The 17,123-nt window shown below is 62.7% G+C and carries 13 protein-coding genes, 2 tRNA genes and 1 pseudogene; 10 read left to right on the top strand and 6 right to left on the bottom strand.

What is annotated here, in order from left to right; translation table 11 throughout:
• Nucleotides 1-480 precede the first annotated feature (480 nt).
• Entirely contained in the window at nt 481-747 is a 267-nt protein-coding gene (locus tag VL752_RS22300) for a helix-turn-helix domain-containing protein (protein ID WP_408863193.1), read from the top strand.
• Between the two features lie 59 nt (nt 748-806).
• On the opposite strand, the gene VL752_RS19815 is transcribed toward VL752_RS22300, so the two are convergent.
• Nucleotides 807-1,760 (bottom strand): DUF2971 domain-containing protein, encoded by a 954-nt coding sequence (locus tag VL752_RS19815; protein WP_325357938.1) that lies wholly within the window; start codon nt 1,758-1,760, stop codon nt 807-809.
• Between the two features lie 169 nt (nt 1,761-1,929).
• Between VL752_RS19815 and VL752_RS19810 the strand changes: the two genes are divergently transcribed.
• Nucleotides 1,930-2,499 carry a recombinase family protein gene (locus tag VL752_RS19810; RefSeq protein WP_325357936.1) on the top strand — a complete coding sequence of 190 codons (570 nt, stop codon included), beginning with the start codon at nt 1,930-1,932 and terminating at the stop codon, nt 2,497-2,499.
• Between the two features lie 841 nt (nt 2,500-3,340).
• Here the strand turns inward: VL752_RS19810 and VL752_RS19805 are convergent.
• Nucleotides 3,341-3,532 carry a hypothetical protein gene (locus VL752_RS19805; RefSeq protein WP_325357934.1) on the bottom strand — a complete coding sequence of 64 codons (192 nt, stop codon included), beginning with the start codon at nt 3,530-3,532 and terminating at the stop codon, nt 3,341-3,343.
• Nucleotides 3,533-4,565: 1,033 nt separating this feature from the next.
• Between VL752_RS19805 and VL752_RS19800 the strand changes: the two genes are divergently transcribed.
• Nucleotides 4,566-5,024, top strand: a complete 459-nt coding sequence (locus VL752_RS19800; RefSeq protein ID WP_325357932.1) for a hypothetical protein — start codon at nt 4,566-4,568, stop codon at nt 5,022-5,024.
• A gap of 74 nt (nt 5,025-5,098) precedes the next feature.
• Here VL752_RS19800 and VL752_RS19795 read toward each other — a convergent pair whose 3' ends face one another.
• From VL752_RS19795 to lepA, 3 genes are all read right to left on the bottom strand, one after another.
• A complete protein-coding gene (locus tag VL752_RS19795; RefSeq protein ID WP_325357930.1) occupies nt 5,099-6,277 on the bottom strand; it encodes a tyrosine-type recombinase/integrase in 1,179 nt (392 codons plus the stop codon).
• 185 nt (nt 6,278-6,462) lie between these two features.
• Nucleotides 6,463-6,552 (bottom strand) — tRNA-Ser (locus tag VL752_RS19790).
• A gap of 91 nt (nt 6,553-6,643) precedes the next feature.
• Nucleotides 6,644-8,449, bottom strand: a complete 1,806-nt coding sequence (gene lepA, locus VL752_RS19785) for a translation elongation factor 4 (protein ID WP_325357928.1) — start codon at nt 8,447-8,449, stop codon at nt 6,644-6,646.
• A 230-nt stretch (nt 8,450-8,679) separates the two neighbouring features.
• On the opposite strand from lepA, the gene truB reads away from it, so the two are divergent.
• The 3 genes from truB (at nt 8,680) to pnp (ending at nt 12,393) form a co-directional block, all read left to right on the top strand.
• Nucleotides 8,680-9,606 (top strand): tRNA pseudouridine(55) synthase TruB, encoded by a 927-nt coding sequence (gene truB, locus VL752_RS19780; protein WP_325357926.1) that lies wholly within the window; start codon nt 8,680-8,682, stop codon nt 9,604-9,606.
• Nucleotides 9,607-9,630: 24 nt separating this feature from the next.
• Entirely contained in the window at nt 9,631-9,900 is a 270-nt protein-coding gene (rpsO, locus tag VL752_RS19775; RefSeq protein WP_325357924.1) for a 30S ribosomal protein S15, read from the top strand.
• A 339-nt stretch (nt 9,901-10,239) separates the two neighbouring features.
• On the top strand, nt 10,240-12,393 hold the full coding sequence (gene pnp, locus VL752_RS19770) for a polyribonucleotide nucleotidyltransferase (protein ID WP_325357922.1): 2,154 nt from the start codon (nt 10,240-10,242) through the stop codon (nt 12,391-12,393).
• A gap of 174 nt (nt 12,394-12,567) precedes the next feature.
• Here pnp and VL752_RS19765 read toward each other — a convergent pair.
• Nucleotides 12,568-12,735: pseudogene (locus VL752_RS19765) on the bottom strand (plasmid stabilization protein); the annotation flags it as partial.
• Between the two features lie 354 nt (nt 12,736-13,089).
• Here VL752_RS19765 and gyrA point away from each other — a divergent pair.
• The 4 genes from gyrA to VL752_RS19745 all read left to right on the top strand — a co-directional run bounded on the left by gyrA (nt 13,090) and on the right by VL752_RS19745 (nt 17,105).
• Entirely contained in the window at nt 13,090-15,852 is a 2,763-nt protein-coding gene (gyrA, locus tag VL752_RS19760; RefSeq protein ID WP_325357942.1) for a DNA gyrase subunit A, read from the top strand.
• Nucleotide 15,853: 1 nt separating this feature from the next.
• Complete coding sequence (gene coaD, locus VL752_RS19755) at nt 15,854-16,372, top strand: pantetheine-phosphate adenylyltransferase (RefSeq protein ID WP_325357920.1); 519 nt, start codon at nt 15,854-15,856, stop codon at nt 16,370-16,372.
• Nucleotides 16,373-16,431: 59 nt separating this feature from the next.
• Nucleotides 16,432-16,914 (top strand): peptidylprolyl isomerase, encoded by a 483-nt coding sequence (locus tag VL752_RS19750; RefSeq protein ID WP_325357940.1) that lies wholly within the window; start codon nt 16,432-16,434, stop codon nt 16,912-16,914.
• A gap of 115 nt (nt 16,915-17,029) precedes the next feature.
• Nucleotides 17,030-17,105, top strand: a tRNA-Lys gene (locus VL752_RS19745).
• Nucleotides 17,106-17,123: the final 18 nt, after the last annotated feature.

Raw genomic sequence — 17,123 nt, 5'->3', positions numbered from 1 at the left:
GCCGTCGGAATTCAGCGCGCAACTATCATCTTTTCCAGTGCCACGGCGATCCTCGTCGCAGTCGCTTTGCTTTTGCTCATTCGTCGCCAAGCCGCGGCCACAGCGAGCTAGTACGATTTGCCGAGCGTGACAGCGTGCTGCACAAGCCGCGCAGCACGTAACGCAAGCCGCGTTACGGTCTCGGCATCACGGTTCGCCAACAGCGTCCTTAGGCGTTTCAGCGGTCGCCTTACGATCCGCCTGTCGTTGGCCAGCCCGCTAAGCTCCGGGCGGACAGGTCGTGGAATCGGCGATGAGGGGCAAAGCTTCCCGCGCGGCGGGTGGCGGAGAGAGTGTCCCCCACCAACGTGTTCTCAAGCGATTGAGATAGTTAGGATGTTTTCCTCGCAATGCAGCCATACATATGGGTTGCCCCACGCCGGCAGATTTTGCCTCCGTGAAAGTTTTTAATTTCGACTCTGCCTGCCGCGAATCGGCACTATGCCCTCGTGGGCGCAGCCAATCCCGGCTGCGCCAGAACGAACCGAGCCACCAATGAATTCAGTAGTCCACGTCGCTCCCTTGACGATGCCCGTTAATCGGGCAGCAGCCCAATTGGGTCTGAGTCGATCAAGCATTTATCGCCTACTCCGAGCCGGGGAGCTGTCAGCGGTCCGCGTGTGCGGTCGTACCCTTATCCACTTCGACTCCATGAAGCGTCTAATCGATGGCGGCCGGCGGCAAGAGCAGCACGCCGATATGCCATGACCTGATCCGCAGATGATCTTTAGATCCCGCACGGGTGTCCGCTCCCTTTTTAGCAACAGCTACGGAATTCGATACGGCACGCGACTTAACTCCACTGTTACGTTGGATGGATATCCCTGCTGCCTGAGCAAAGCTTCAACACTAAGCTGCGAAATTCGTGGCGATGCCGACGGCCCGATACAGATTCGGCTGATCGGCAGGCGCCCGTCGTGCCGGGGGGTTGCAAGACTAACCGGCAAATGCCTCGACAGCAAAGAGCGCTTCGGCTTGAATTCGAGGTTAGTGTAATCCTGCTCATTTAGAAGTGTTAGTAACCTGTGCTCTCGCTCAGCCGAAAACGCAGGATCTTTTATGAGGCAAGCAAATATATCTAGTCTTTCCGAGAAATGAGTTACCAATTCCCATGCCCAGCGGGTGGGGTCTATATTTGGCTTGGTCAAACCATCGATGTATAAATTCTGCGCACAAGATATTATATTGCGTACTACGTTCGCATGGATTTCCTTATCGTAGGATAACGGAAGCATGCCGCTCTGCGCACGCCGGGAAGCCGCCGCCATCAAGTCGATTGTCCAAAAGCCGATGGCGAATCCGTTTTCACCGCCTCCATATCCACGCCATTGCCCGAGATCATCCGCGGCTTCCGTAAAGGAGCAGACAAAATGTGGAGCAGTATCGAAATCAGCTTGACCAAGCCCCTGTTCCGCAACGCGCAGCAGGGTATTCAGACGATCGTCACGATTCTCTATTGCAAAGTTGCGTATACCGCTCAGCGTTAAAGCGTTCAGCAGCCTATGTTCCGACCTATCGTTGAGACACGAAACCTGAGTGGTCCAAATGGCTCGGCTCTTGATGATGCCTAGCAATCCATTGGCGTCGGTATAATGCCATAATTCGGAGGGGACGTTTCTTTGAAACGCGATCAAATTCGCGTCTACAAATGCGGATATCTTCGTCGCCTCGGCTTGGCCAAAAAACACCGGCATTAGATCGGTCAAAATGGTCTGCGACATGCCTAAGCTTATTCGAGCAAGCGCCGATGCTCAAGCTAAGGCCACTTCACTCATTAGGGTAAGGTCGTGTGAGACATAGAAATCCCTCGCATTTTCGTCTCACACGGATCGGTATTGATTTTTGAGACGAACTGTCTCAGTATGTCCTAGACTTCAGTGAGACAAAACTATGCTGATCGGCTACGCACGCACATCGACTGCGGACCAGACTGCGGGGCTGGAGGCGCAAGAGCGTGACCTTCGCGCTGTGGGTTGTGAGAAAATTTTCTCGGAGCAGGTCAGCGCCACTGCGGCGGTCCGCCACCAACTCGCTGCTGCCCTCGCATACGTCCGCGAGGGCGATGTTCTCGTGGTCACACGACCAGACAGGCTCGCTCGCTCTACTGCCGACCTGCTGGCAATCGAGGCGGACTTGACCAAACGCGGTGTTGGCCTCCTGATCCTCTCACTGGGCGGCAGTCCATTGGACACGCGCAGTGCCACTGCGCGCATGACTCTCGTGATTCTCGCGGCGGTCGCGGAATTTGAACGCGCGCTCATGCGAGAGCGCCAAATCGAGGGTATCGCGAAAGCGAAATCAGCCGGCCGCTATCGTGGACGCCAGCCAACCGCGCGCAAACAGGCAGACCAAATCTCCGCACTGCGAGCCGAGGGGCTCAGCGCATCCGCGATTGCAGTGAGGCTCGGGGTCAGTCGCGCGTCCGTGTATCGCTGCCTCAACACCACCGGTCCGGCGTAGAACTCGTCTTCGTCCTCGCGTTCGGTTTCGTCCGCCTCGTCGACAGGCTGCTGCTGCCGCCGGCCGATTGGTCGCATCGTTACCGACAGCGGTCTCAGACCCTGTCCCCACGACAGAATTTCGTCCTCCCACGCCTCAGCCCATTCAGTGGGCCAGTCGAGCACGCAGGGGACTCCGTCTGGCCAAATTGTGCGAGTTTTCCTGCATTTGGTCGAATATCGTGCCACTTGGTTGATCTCGGCCGATCGGTCACGATCGTCAGTCAGTGGCCGCACGTCCACCCGCCATCGTCCCGGCCACTGTTGCTCCAGCGCGTCTCGCACCGCCTGCCAGTCCCCCGACGTGCTCACGAGCAGGTGGGCATGAGGCACCCAGAGCACTTCCCCCGCGCCGTCGTCGCCCGCCTGCGGCAAATCCGTTAGGGCGTCGCTCCAGCGCGTGCCCAGTAGCGCGTCATCACCCGCCCAAACCGCCGCCACTTCGACATATCCCCACGCGCCCAGCGCCGCCCAGTGCCGCTGCCGCTTCGCCAGTCGCGCACGCAGATTTCGGAAATCTCTGTTGAACCGCTTAGCCACTGATCTAAGCGCCCTTAGGTCAGTGGTTTTCGCCAGCAGCACTGTGACGAGCAGCAACTCCTGCCCATCACGTAGAGCATCTGCGGCCCACCGCTGGGCGCGCCGCGCCGCATTACTGGCGTGGCGGCAGTGACACGAAGAGCACACCACGATTCCACATCGATATTGCGCTGTGGGGTCGTAGGGGCTGCGACGGCGCACTCGGGCGGCGGCGGCACAGCGCTCCAACCGTCGGGTTGCCAACTCGATTTGATGAGTAGCCATCAGATCGATTCCTGATCGATCTGGGATAGTTCAATCCGCAACTGCTTGAGGCGCGCCACCGCCGCCGCGATTTGCGACTGTTTTCGCTGCCGCCGCGCGCTTCGTTTCCGCACGCGCTCCGCACGACGCACCGCCTCGTCCGGCGTCAGAGGCCCGCCCTCCAGCAGATCCGGCAGGTCCGTCACACGCACGTAACGTCTGCCTCAGCGCACAGACGCCGAAATGCGCTGACGGCCGATTTGTCGAGGAATCCAATTTCGTAACCAACTCTGTGATGGTCGCGGTACTGCGCCCTGACGAGACACCGTCCGGGTGCTGCCCTCACGGCCAACGCCCGCGCGCGAGCGAATACAGCCTCGAATCGTTTGCCCAGCGCGTCGCGGCACAGGCCGGGCAGTTCCACGTAGCAGGCGCTGCGCTCCTCGCGTTCTGTAAATCGGGTGCGCTGGCCAGTGCGCTCCTCATGATCACGCACTGCCGCCAATAACCTCTCAATATCCACTGTCCACTCTCCCTGTTATGTAGGGTGTCTGTTCAGTGATTATTTAGCCATCAGGTATCAGAGGTCGTCTAATTCTCACCTGTTAAATAGGTGCGCGATTTGATGATTATCCTGCATTGACTGTCTTAAATGTTTCTGAATCTATGACAGTCATCACGACGGGAGTTTGCGTATGAACAGAATCCTCATTCAGATCGACGCCGACGATTGTGCCGCCCATCTCGATATTGAGGACTGACGGAATCACACCGGCTGTTCAGTGGCCATAATCACCCATCAGCACTCGACCGAGATCAGAATCGAGGGCGATACGGCATCTCAACTGCTGGCCGATCTGAGATGCGCCGCCGCATTTAAATATCGTGATGGCACGCACCCCACGATCCAGCCCGGCAGCCCGACGCGCAGCGCGGCTACGACGAATACAGGAGCAGCAGACTGAGGAAAAACGTCGGCATCGCGAGCGCACCGCCACGCTGCTCGACCGCCGCCGTGCAGCACAACTGATCCCAGACCCGCAGCGCAGATCAAAGGCGCTACGTCTGTTGGTCCAACAACAGTCCAGCGAGAATGCTCGTCACCGGAGGCGCATGGAGGCACTGACCGAACAGGCCCGCCGTGTTCACATGACAGCACGGCGCATTAAAATATAACCAAACGGCTTCCATTTTTGTACCGGCTCGTTAACGTCGCTTTATAGACTACTCAACAACGAGGGCTCAATGAAACTCCGCCTACTGTCCTGTGCGGCCATGGCTGTGCTGACCATCACCACTGCTGCATCAGCTGCCACAACAGCCATATCCGTCGGAGGACATCAGTTGTCAGTGCAGGGCAGCAGCACGTCCCACACGGTTACTCTGGATGGCCGTCCTTTTGTCTCAGATGACAGCGACATGTTCGTATCGCTGCTTGGCCCCTACAATGGGGCCGGTCATACCTACGTGCTTGTTATGGAACAGTCCGGCGGCAACGCCTGCGCTGCAGTTTATCAGGCTATCGACCTATCCGGCAGCGTTGCCCGGATCACGCCCTCATTTGGATCATGCGACGACGAACCCCACGCGCACGTCTCCAAATCAGGGCAACTCGTCGTGCGTACCCGACGCGCTCAGCCTCCGCGATACGAGGTCGATGTTGTCCGTGATGGTCATCTGACCTCCACCACCGCCAATCGTTAAGGCCAGCAAGGCCTTGGCGGCGCGCCTGCGCCGCCAGGGCCGTTCCGGCCCTGCCATCCCCTGACACCACCAAATCAGCCCGTCACCTGTTCGCTCCAACCGCCCATCAGGTCGCGTCGTTTGCCCAGCAAGTCACCACGCTGGTAATTTGCACGGCTCCCCTTCCGAAATTCATGATCCAACGCCGCCTCGGCCACATCCGGTTGCGCGTCCGTAGCCTCACCCGCCCAATCACGAAACGTGGATCGGAAACCATGAACGGTCGCGCGGACTCCCATTCGGTGCAGGACCGCCTGCATGCTATTTTCGCTCAGCGGCCTGTTCCGCAGACCGGGAAAAATGAGACTACTCGGCCCGCTGCCCAGCGGCGCCATACTTCGCAGCAATGCCAGAGCCGCGTCGTTTAGCGGAGCGCGAAACTCTTGACCGCCCTTCATGTGCGCGCCGGGGCAGGTCCAGATTTTCGCATCAGAATCGATTTCACTCCATGTCGCCAGCCGAACCGGGCGTGATCGCGCGGCGGTCAGCAGGACAAATTCCAAAGCGCGCGCCGCAACGCCGCTGCTGGCCCGGAGTTGATCCCAAAACGCCGCGACTTCCCCAAAAGGCATCGCCGCATGGTGCTGCACTGCTCGTTTCCTCGGGTCTGACAGCAAATGCCGCAGGCCGTCGCGCCAATTCGCGGCGAAATTGCTCCACCCCTCGAGCGCTGCCGCATATCCCAAAACGCTCTGAATACGGCCGCGAATTCGATCGGCCGTAACGCCGCGAGACTCCCAGATTGGTGACAAAACGTCCAAAATCTGCGGCCGCGTCACATCACGACACACAGCATCGCCCAGTGACGGATACACGTATCGCTCGAGCGTCGAGCGCCACTGCTGCTCGGATTTGGGCGACCGCCAAGTGGGGATCTGAGATTTGATACACGCCTCAGCGGCATCGCGAAACGTCAGCCCCTTTTGGGGCACCGGCCGTTCGGCCTGCCTCCGCTCCTCCACGGGGTCGCGACCCTGTCGCACCGCCACGCGCATTTCGTCGGCCTTGCGCCTAGCTTGAGTAGGCGTCACATCCCCATACCGCCCCAAACCGGCCTCGCGAACCCGGCCGGTTACTGGACTCTTATATCGAAAAACCCACGAGGCGCGTTTTGGGTTCACCACTTGCAGCCAAAGGCCGCTCCCAGCGCTGTGTCTGCCGGGGGTCTCCAAGAGACGCTCCCGTTTGATCCGCTCAGTAGTCAGTGCTGTCATCGCTCATCCTGCTGTTAACGATGAGCAAAATCTAACTGATCGGTCCGTCGAACCCCTAAATGAATCCACAAAGATGAGGTGAAACGCACAGGCCCAGCGTGAAGCAACGTGACACTTCACACGAGCTTAAGTTACTGATTTTATAAAGGAAGTGACACAGAAAGACACGCTACGGGACAAGCCCTTGGCGGAGAGAGTGGGATTCGAACCCACGGTACGCTTTCACGCACACACGCTTTCCAAGCGTGCGCCTTAAACCGCTCGGCCATCTCTCCAGCGGCGGTGCCGCTTCCTAGCCAGAACCGGCGGGGAGTGCAACATCTCCCCGCCGCATTCCGGCCAAGCTTTGCTGCCGGTCTCGCCGCTTCAGCTATCGATCTTGAGGGCGGCGAGGAAGGCGCTTTGCGGGATTTCCACCTTGCCGAACTGCCGCATGCGCTTCTTGCCTTCCTTCTGCTTGTCCAGAAGCTTGCGCTTGCGGCTGATATCACCGCCGTAGCACTTGGCCGTCACGTCCTTGGACAGCGCGCCGATCGTCTCGCGCGCGATGATGCGTCCGCCGATCGCCGCCTGGATGGCGATCTTGAACAGCTGCTTCGGAATCAAATCCTTCAGCTTGGCGCAGATCGCCCGGCCACGCGCTTCCGCAGCCGAACGGTGGGCGATGAAGCTCAGTGCATCCACCGGGTCCTGATTGACGAGGATGGAAATGCGCACGAGGTCGCTCTCCTCGTAGCTGTCCATCTGATAGTCGAAGCTCGCATAGCCCTTGGTGCTGGACTTCAGGCGGTCGTAGAAATCGAAGACCACCTCATTCAGCGGCAGCTTGTAGACGGCCATGGCGCGGGTCCCGACATAGGTCAGGTCCTGCTGTTGGCCGCGGCGCTCGTTGCACAGGGTCAGCACCGAACCGAGGTGATCGTCCGGCACCATGATCGTCGCCTTGATCCAAGGCTCCTCGATATGGTCGATCGTCATCACATCCGGCATGTCCGCCGGGTTGTGCAGTTCGGTCATGACCCCCTTGGTGTCATAGATGCGATAGACGACCGAGGGCGCGGTGGCGATCAGATCCAGGTCGAATTCCCGGCTCAGCCGCTCCTGGATGATTTCCAGATGCAGCAGGCCGAGGAAGCCGCAGCGGAAGCCGAAACCCAGCGCCGCCGAGCTTTCCGCCTCGTAGTGGAAGCTCGCGTCGTTCAGCCGCAGCTTGCCCAGAGAGTCGCGCAGCTTCTCGAAATCATCGGCATCGACCGGAAACAGGCCGCACCAGACCACCGGGATGGAGGGTTTGAAGCCGGGCAGGATCTCGGCCGCCGGGCGGCGGTCATCGGTGATGGTGTCACCCACATCGCAATCGGCGACGGTCTTGATGGCGGCGTTGATATAGCCCATCTCGCCCGGCCCGAGCTCATCCACCGCTTCCATCTTGGGGCGGAAGACGCCAACCTGGTCCACGGTATGGACCGCGCCCTTGGCCATCATGCGGATCTTCATGCCGCGCTTCAGGCGCCCGTCCTTGATGCGGACCAGGATGATGACGCCGAGATAGGCATCGTACCAGCTATCCACCAGCAGCGCCTTGAGTGGCGCGTCCGGGTCGCCCTTGGGCGGCGGCAGGCGGGTCACCAGCGCTTCCAGCACGCCTTCGATATTGATGCCGGTCTTGGCGCTGATCATCACGGCGTCTGACGCGTCGATGCCGATCACGTCCTCGATCTGCTCCTTGACACGGTCGGGCTCGGCCGCCGGCAGGTCGATCTTGTTGAGGATGGGCACGATCTCATGCCCGGCATCGATCGCCTGATAGACATTGGCGAGCGTCTGCGCCTCCACGCCTTGGCTGGCATCGACGACGAGAAGGGACCCTTCGCAGGCCGCGAGGCTGCGGCTCACCTCATAGGCGAAGTCGACATGGCCGGGCGTGTCCATCAGGTTCAGGACATAGGTCAGCCCGTCCTTCGCCTTGTAATCAAGGCGCACGGTCTGCGCCTTGATGGTAATGCCGCGCTCCTTCTCAAGCTCCATGGTGTCCAGCACCTGCTCGGTCATCTCGCGCGCGGTCAGGCCGCCGGTCGCCTGGATCAGGCGGTCGGCCAGCGTCGACTTGCCATGGTCGATATGGGCAATGATGGAAAAGTTGCGGATCAGGGAGAGCGGCGTGTCGGTCATGCGCGTCACATACGGGAAGGCTCGCAATCTGTCAGCCTGATTGCGGGCCGCCGCGTCGCGATTCCGCTCTGTTCCGCACGCGGGCGGCAGGCCGCCCTGAGGCCGCGGTATGAGGATTTGTGCGCGGCTTCGCAGACGAGGGTGTTCCGCCGCCTCTCTTGCGGGGGGCGCCATCTCCTGCCATAGCCCCGCCCCTCCCTCGAATTCCTCTGATGTATTGATCCGAAGCCATGACGAACCGCCGCCGTCGCGGCCGCCCCTTGGATGGGTGGCTCATTCTCGACAAGCCGCAAGGCCCCACCAGCACGGATATGGTGAACAAGCTCAAGCGGCTTTTCGATGCCCAGAAGGCCGGCCATGGCGGCACGCTCGACCCCCTGGCCACCGGCCTGCTACCCATTGCCTTCGGCGCCGCCACCAAGACCGTGCCTTACGTGATGGACGGCACCAAACGCTATCAATTCACGCTGCGCTTCGGCGAGGCGCGCGATACCGACGATGCCGATGGCGCGGTCATCGGCACCAGCGACGTGCGGCCGGACAATGCCGCGATCGAAGCCGCACTGCCCGCCTTCCGCGGCCTCATCATGCAGGTGCCGCCGATCTATTCCGCCATCAAGGTCGCCGGCGAACGCGCTTATGACATGGCGCGCGAGGGCCGCCCCCCGGTGTTGGAGCCTCGGCCGGCGCAGATCGATCGCTTCGAACTGATCGGGCGCCCTGATGCGGACACGGCCGTTTTCGAGGTCGAATCCGGCAAGGGTGTCTATATGCGCAGCCTCGCCCGCGACATCGCGATCGCCTGCGGATCGCTCGGCCATATTACCGTCCTGCGCCGCTTGCGGGTCGGCCCCTTCACCGAGGATATGGCGATTTCCCTGGACAAATTGGAACAGGGGGAGGATACGGCCCCCATCTCTCCGGCGCTTCTGCTGCCGGTCGCGACCGCGCTGGCCGACATCCCGGCGCTGGCCTTGACCGAAAGCGAAGCCGTTAACCTCGGGCACGGTCAGGCGCTCAGCCTGGTCGATCTCATGGGGCGGATACCGGATGGCGCCGATCCCGCAGGCGGGACCGTGCGCGCGATGGTGGGGAGCCGCGTGATCGGATTGTGCCGGCTCGAAGAGGGCTGGATGAAGCCCGAGCGCATGTTGTAACCCCTTGTTATAGGAACGAATGCGATGTCGATTACAGCCGAGAAGCGCACCGCGCTCATCTCCGACTATGCCCGTGGCGCCGCCGATACCGGCAGCCCGGAAGTGCAGATCGCCCTCATCTCCGAGCGCATCTCCAGCCTCACCGAGCACCTGAAGATCCACGCGAAGGATTTCCACAGCCGCCGCGGCCTGCTGATGCTGGTCGGTCGCCGCCGCCGTCTGCTCGACTATCTGAAGCGCACCGATAACGAGCGTTACACGACGCTGATCGGACGCCTCGGCCTGCGTCGCTAACCGCGACGGCGACCACCTTCCGCTCGCGGCGGAAGGTGGGCTTCCGCCCCACAAGGGCGGCAAAAACTCCAGGCCGCGCGTAAGCGGCCCGACCAGAGGTGCCCATGGGGGTGCCTGAAGCCGCGGAAGCGGCGGTATAAAGGATCAGCCGGCCAGGCCCCACGCAGCAGCTTAAGGACCCCCCCGGCGTTTCCGGCCACATGGCCGGCGGAGGCATCCCTTTTCCTAGGGCTGCGCCTTCCGCTCTCCATGCCGCCCGAGACGCCGAAGTCCGCTTCGGAAGACCCCGGTCCGTCAGTCACTGCCGTCGCATCCGTCTGCAAAGACAAGGATGTTTGCATGTTCAACTACTTCCGCAAGGAAATCGAATGGGGCGGCCGCCCCCTGATCCTGGAGACGGGCAAGATCGCCCGCCAGGCCGATGGCGCCGTTATGATCACCTATGGCGACACGATCGTGCTCTGCACCGCCGTCGGCGCCAAGACCGTGAAGCCGGGCCAGGACTTCTTCCCGCTCACCGTCAACTACCAGGAAAAGGCCTTCGCGGCCGGCAAGATCCCGGGCGGCTTTTTCAAGCGTGAGGGCCGTCCCTCCGAGAACGAGACACTCGTCAGCCGCCTGATCGACCGCCCGATCCGCCCGCTCTTCCCCGAGGGCTTCCGCAACGAGGTCCAGGTCGTGGCGACCGTCCTCTCGCATGACCTCGAGAACGATCCCGATATCGTGGCCATGATCGGCTGCTCGGCCGCCCTCACCCTCTCCGGCATTCCGTTCTTTGGCCCGGTCGCCGCCGCTCGGGTGGCGCGCATCGGTGGCGAATTCGTCCTCAACCCGACCACCCAGCAGACCGAGGAGAGCGAACTCGACCTCGTCGTCGCCGGCACGACCGAGGGCGTGCTGATGGTCGAGAGCGAGGCAAAGGAACTGTCCGAAGCCGTCATGCTCGACGCCGTGACCTTCGGCCACACCGCCTTCCAGGCCGTGATCAATGCGATCATCGAGCTCGCTGAGCATGCGGCGAAGGAGCCCTGGACCCTGCCGGAGCCCTCCGCGGAGGAGACGGCGCTGCGCAGCCGCGTCGATGCGCTCGCCCGCACCGATCTCGCAGCCGCCTACCAGGAGACGGCCAAGGCCGCTCGCTACGAGAAGATCGGCGCCGCCAAGAAGGCCGCCGCCGCCGCGCTGACCGCGGAAGGCTTGAACGCCGATGCGGCGAAAGGCCTGTTCAAGGACCTCGAGGCGGACATCGTCCGCAACGCGATCCTCGACACCGGCCTTCGCATCGACGGCCGCGACACCCGCACGGTTCGCCCGATCGTTGCCGAAGTCGGCGTGCTGCCGCGCGCTCATGGTTCCGCGCTCTTCACCCGTGGCGAGACCCAGGCGCTCTGCGTGGCGACCCTGGGAACCGCTCAGGACGAGCAGATCATCGACGCGCTCGACGGCGAGTATCGCGAGCACTTCATGCTCCACTACAACTTCCCCCCCTACTCGGTGGGTGAAGCCGGCCGCATGGGCTCCCCGGGTCGTCGTGAAATCGGCCATGGCAAGCTCGCCTGGCGCGCCATCCACCCGCTGCTGCCGGGCAAGGACAAGTTCCCCTACACCCTCCGCGTGGTCTCCGAGATCACAGAGAGCAACGGCTCCTCCTCCATGGCGACCGTCTGCGGCACCTCCCTGTCGCTGATGGATGCCGGCGTTCCGCTGGCCCGCCCCGTGGCCGGCATCGCCATGGGCCTGATCAAGGAAGACCGCGGCTTCGCCGTGCTCTCCGACATCCTCGGCGATGAGGATCACCTCGGCGACATGGACTTCAAGGTCGCCGGCACCGAAGCGGGCATCACCAGCCTGCAGATGGACATCAAGATCACCTCCATCACGCCCGAGATCATGATGATCGCGCTGGACCAGGCCCGCGACGGCCGCATCCACATTCTGGGCGAGATGGCCAAGGCGCTGACCGGTGCCCGCGGCGGCGTGGCCGCCACGGCGCCGCGCATCACCGTGATCAACGTGCCCAAGGACAAGATCCGCGAAGTCATCGGCCAGGGCGGCAAGGTGATCCGCGACATCGTCGAGACCACCGGCTGCAAGATCGACATCGACGACGACGGCACCATCAAGATCGCGTCGACCAGCGAAGAGAAGACCCAGGCCGCGATCGACCGCATCACCGGCATCGTGGCGGAAGCCGAGATCGGCAAGATCTATAATGGCAAGGTCGTGAAGGTCGCCGATTTCGGCGCTTTCGTGAACTTCCTCGGCGCCAAGGACGGCCTGGTCCATATCAGCGAACTGGCCTCCACCCGCGTCGCCAAGACGGCGGATGTCGTGGCGCAGGGCGATGCCGTGAAGGTCAAGGTCATCGGCTTCGACGACCGCGGCAAGGTCAAGCTGTCCATGCGGGTCGTCGATCAGGAGACGGGCGAGGACATCTCGGACAAGGTCGGCGGCAAGAGCGGCGGTCGCCGTGAAGAAAAGGCGGCCGAATAACCCCGGCTTCCTGTCGAGACTGATCAGGGGCGGCCTTCGCGGGCCGCCCCTTTTCTTTGGCCTACATCCGAGTTGCCGGCTGTCAACTCCGGCAACAATCCTGCCTTATCTGAAAGCCCACTCTCAAACAGAATGCGCCGGGTCCATTGACTAGTGGTGATGAGAATGGCGTTGCCGGCCGGAGCCGGCCTTCTTGCCGCCACCATCCTCCTTGTTGACCGTCGCCCAGGCCCGGCGCTCGGCCTCCTTTTCCGACACACCGCGGTCCTCATAGCCTTCCGCAATATGGTCCGCCTTGCGCTCCTGCTTCTCCGTGTATTTGGACTTGTCTCCGCGTGGCATGGGCCCTCTCCTCGTGGCGTTTTCTGACACGAAGTTTGTCGATCCAGCCAATTCAAGCCGCTTCAGCGGGTCGTGATCGGGCCAGCGGATTTCGGTGCGTGGCGGCGCTGTTGAAACAGCCCGCAGGCGAGACCGGCGCAGGCCGGTCGCCTGGGGGCCGACCTTGCCCCAAGGCGGAAATTAGGGCATAAAACCGCCATGTCTTCCCGTCTCCAACGGCGATAGATACCCCAGCGCGGATCGCCTCGGTCCGCCCTCCCCCCGCTCGCACGTTGAGCAGCTCCGAGAGTCCCGTTGAGCGACACCACACCGCCTGATCAGCCTGCTTCTCTGCCGCCCTCTTCGCAGCCGGTCATGCTCGAAGACGAGATGCGGCGGTCCTATCTCGACTATGCCATGTCCGTCATCGTCTCGCGCGCGCTGCCCGATGCGCGGGACGGGTTGAAGCCGGTCCACCGCCGCATTCTGTTCGCGATGCAGGAATCGGGCTTCACGCCTGACAAGCCCTACCGCAAATCGGCGCGCATCACCGGCGACGTGATGGGTAAATACCATCCGCACGGCGACAGCTCAATCTACGACGCCCTCGTGCGCATGGCGCAACCCTTCTCCATGCGCGTGCGCCTGATCGACGGTCAGGGAAATTTCGGCTCGGTGGACGGCGATCCGCCGGCGGCGATGCGCTATACAGAATCCCGCCTCGCCAATGCCGCGATGTTCCTGCTCAACGACATCGACCGTGACACCGTCGATTTCCAGTCAAACTACGATGAGAGCGCGGAAGAGCCGAAGGTTCTGCCTGCTGCCTTCCCGAACCTTCTGGTCAATGGCGCGAACGGCATTGCCGTCGGCATGGCGACGAATATCCCGCCGCATAATCCGACCGAAGTGATCGACGCGACGCTCGCCATGATCGCCAACCCGGAGATCGGGCTCGACGAGCTGATGACCATCATCCCGGGCCCGGATTTCCCGACGGGCGGCATCATTCTCGGCCGCGCTGGCATCCGCCAGGCCTTCGAGACAGGGCGCGGCGGCATCATCCTGCGCGCGCAGACCGAGTTCGAGGAGATCCGAAAGGATCGCACCGCGATCATCGTCACCGAAATCCCCTATCAGGTGAACAAATCCACCCTGATGGAGCGCATCGCCGATCTCGTCCGCAATAAGCAGGTCGAAGGTATCTCTGACCTGCGCGACGAGAGCGACCGCGACGGCATGCGCATCGTGATCGAGATGAAGCGGGACGCCACGCCCGAAGTGGTACTGAACCAGCTCTTCCGCTTCACCCAGCTGCAGACCTCCTTCGGCGTCAACATGCTGGCGCTCGACAATGGCCGGCCGCGCCAGATGGGCATCCGCGACGCGCTGATGTGCTTCATCACCTTCCGCGAAGAGGTGATTCTGCGCCGCGCCCGGCATGACCTGTCGCGCGCCCGCGACCGCGGCCACCTGCTCGTGGGTCTCGCCGTTGCCGTCGCCAATATTGACGAGGTCATCCGCCTCATCCGTGCCGCCCCGGATGCCGCCTCCGCCCGCGCGGCGCTGATGGAGCGGGAATGGCCGGCAGAGGACATCCTGCCGCTGCTCGACCTCATCGAGGATCGCGGCAGCATCGTCGCCGGTTCCAGCAGCATCAAGCTGACGGAAGCGCAAGCGCGCGGCATCCTCGATCTGCGCCTGCAGCGCCTGACCGGACTTGAGCGCAACAAGATCCAGTCTGAACTCTCGGATGTCGCTGAGAAGATCAAGGATCTGCTCGAAATCCTCGCCTCCCGGCCGCGCCGCCTCGAAGTGATGCGGGACGAACTGGCCGCCGTGCGGATGGAAATCGGCACGCCGCGCATGACCCAGATCACCGATGCGGCGGCCGACCAGGACGACGAAAGCCTGATCGAGCCCGGCCAGATGGTGGTCACCATCACGCGCGACAACTTCATCAAGCGCACGCCGCTGGAAACCTTCCGCCAGCAGAACCGCGGCGGACGCGGCCGCACGGCCGCGACGACCCGTGGTGACGACGTGGTGACGCGCAGCTTCAACGCCCATACCCATCAGTGGGTGCTGTTCTTCTCGTCGGGCGGCAAAGCCTACCGGGAGAAGGTCTGGCGGCTGCCGGAGGCCGGGCCGCAGGGCAAGGGCCGCGCGCTCATCAATCTCCTGCCCGAGCTTGGCACCGATGGCATCACCACGGTACTGCCGCTGCCGCAGGATGAGAGCCTGTGGGAGAATCTGCATCTCGTCTTCGCGACCGCCGCCGGCAATGTCCGCCGCAACAAGCTGTCCGATTTCCGCAACATGCGCGCCTCCGGCCTCATCGCCATGAAGCTCGACGAGGGCGACCACCTCATCGGCGTCGCGACCTGCCGGGCGGGCGACGACATGATGCTGGCGACGAGGCTCGGCCGCTGCATCCGCTTCCAGATCCACGACGATAATCTGCGCGTCTTCGCGGGCCGCGATTCGGCAGGCGTGCGCGGCATCCGCCTCGGTAAGGGTGACCGGGTGATCGCCCTCTCCGTGCTGCGCCATGTGCCGGCGAGCGTGGAGGAGCGCGCGGCCTTCCTCAAGCGCAACCGCGCAGGCGATGACGAGATGGTGGAGATTGAGGCCGATGCCGAGGACACCGCCACCGGCGCCGTGACACTCTCCGATGAACGCTACCAGGAATTGCTGGATGCCCAGCAGCTGCTGCTGACGGTGACCGATGGCGGCTTCGGCAAGCGGACCTCCGCCTACGAATATCGCGTGACAGGCCGGGGCGGCCAGGGCATCGCCAATACCACCCTCTCGACCCGCAACGGTACGGAAGTGGTCACGACCTTCCCGGTCCAGCCCGGTGACGATCTGATGCTCGTCACCGATACGGGGCGCCTTATCCGCGTGCCGGGTGATCAGGTGCGCCTGACCGGCCGTATGGCCATGGGCGTCACGCTTGTGCGCCTGTCGGACGGTGAGCGGGTGACGAGCGTCTTCCCCGTGATGGAGGAGCCGACCGAGCCGGAAGCGGCGGGCGACGCAGCGGAGGCCACGCCCGGTGACGGAGCCTCGGCCGACGTGGCGCCTCCTGACGGTGGGCCGCCCGACGAGGCCCCGCCCGACGGGACCCCGGCCTGACATGGCCGCACGTGAAAAGATCGGCGTCTATCCCGGGACCTTCGATCCGATCACCAATGGCCATCTGGACATTATCGCGCGCGGCGCCAAGCTGGTGGACCGGCTGGTGGTGGCGGTTGCCGCGAGCTCCGGCAAGAACCCCGTAGCCGAGCTCGACGAGCGCGTGGCGCTGACGCGCGAGGTGCTCGCCGAGACCGCACAGGAGACAGGGACGATCATCGAGGTCCGTCCATTCTCCACCCTTCTCGTGCAGTTCACGCGGGAGGTTGGCGCAAGCGTGATCCTGCGCGGCTTGCGCGCCATCTCGGATTTTGATTTCGAGTTCCAACTTGCCGGCATGAACTACCGCCTTGATCCCTCGATCGAGACGGTGTTCCTGATGGCAAGCGAGCGGCACCAGTTCATCTCCTCCCGCTTCGTGAAGGAGATCGCCCTTCTGGGCGGAGACGTGTCGAGTTTTGTGCCTCCCCTGACGGAGCGGCATCTCGACGCATGGGTCAAGAAGCAGAGAGAGCCATGAGCATCAACAGAAGAGAGGCGATGCAGGTCGCCCTCGGCGCAACCATGATTGGATTTACGATGAGCGAAGCACAGGCTGCCTCCGACACCTTGGACATGCAGCTCAAATACGGCACCGTGGTCATCAAGCTGCGGCCGGATCTGGCGCCCAAGGCTTCCGCGCGTCTGATGACGCTGGCGAGCGAAGGCTTCTACGACAACACCGCCTTTCATCGCGTGATCGCGGGCTTCATGGCGCAGGGCGGGGACCCGACCGGCACCGGCACCGGCGGCAGCAAGCTGCCCAACCTTCCGGCCGAATTTACCGACCAGGCACAGTTCCTGACCGGCACGGTGGGCATGGCCCGCACCGCCGACCCGAACAGCGCCAACAGCCAGTTCTTCATCTGCCTCGCACCCACCCCTTGGCTGGATGGCCAGTACACCATCGTGGGCCAGGTCGTGAGCGGTATGGAATATGTGAACGACATCAAGAAGGGTTCGGGCCAGAGCGGCAGCGTGACCGATCCTGACCGCATCATCCACATGACCGTCGCGAAGTAATTTACTGATTTTTCATAGCTTTGGGAAAACGCCCCGCGTCCAGCGCGGGGCGTTTTCCCATATCCGGCGCTTGACGCGGGCGCCCATCTGCCGTTCAACCCACCCATCCTAAGTCGAGCCCGTAGCTCAGCCGGTAGAGCACGTGACTTTTAATCATGGGGTCGTGGGTTCGAGTCCCACCGGGCTCACCATGGATTCAAGGGGTTAGC

The organism is Acidisoma sp., from assembly GCF_035492295.1.
Classification (GTDB): domain Bacteria; phylum Pseudomonadota; class Alphaproteobacteria; order Acetobacterales; family Acetobacteraceae; genus Acidisoma.
The sequence above is the reverse complement of the archived record's forward strand: the minus strand, read 5'-3'. Positions and strand labels throughout refer to the sequence as shown.

Excerpts from the sequence above, each read along its gene's own strand:
- lepA (WP_325357928.1), bottom strand. The coding sequence starts at position 8,449 with ATGACCGACACGCCGCTCTCCCTGATCCGCAACTTTTCCATCATTGCC.
- rpsO (WP_325357924.1), top strand. The coding sequence starts at position 9,631 with ATGTCGATTACAGCCGAGAAGCGCACCGCGCTCATCTCCGACTATGCC.
- VL752_RS22300 (WP_408863193.1), top strand. The coding sequence starts at position 481 with ATGCCCTCGTGGGCGCAGCCAATCCCGGCTGCGCCAGAACGAACCGAG.
- coaD (WP_325357920.1), top strand. The coding sequence starts at position 15,854 with ATGGCCGCACGTGAAAAGATCGGCGTCTATCCCGGGACCTTCGATCCG.
- VL752_RS19815 (WP_325357938.1), bottom strand. The coding sequence starts at position 1,760 with ATGTCGCAGACCATTTTGACCGATCTAATGCCGGTGTTTTTTGGCCAA.
- pnp (WP_325357922.1), top strand. The coding sequence starts at position 10,240 with ATGTTCAACTACTTCCGCAAGGAAATCGAATGGGGCGGCCGCCCCCTG.
- VL752_RS19795 (WP_325357930.1), bottom strand. The coding sequence starts at position 6,277 with ATGACAGCACTGACTACTGAGCGGATCAAACGGGAGCGTCTCTTGGAG.
- VL752_RS19810 (WP_325357936.1), top strand. The coding sequence starts at position 1,930 with ATGCTGATCGGCTACGCACGCACATCGACTGCGGACCAGACTGCGGGG.
- gyrA (WP_325357942.1), top strand. The coding sequence starts at position 13,090 with ATGCTCGAAGACGAGATGCGGCGGTCCTATCTCGACTATGCCATGTCC.
- VL752_RS19750 (WP_325357940.1), top strand. The coding sequence starts at position 16,432 with ATGAGCGAAGCACAGGCTGCCTCCGACACCTTGGACATGCAGCTCAAA.
- truB (WP_325357926.1), top strand. The coding sequence starts at position 8,680 with ATGACGAACCGCCGCCGTCGCGGCCGCCCCTTGGATGGGTGGCTCATT.
- VL752_RS19800 (WP_325357932.1), top strand. The coding sequence starts at position 4,566 with ATGAAACTCCGCCTACTGTCCTGTGCGGCCATGGCTGTGCTGACCATC.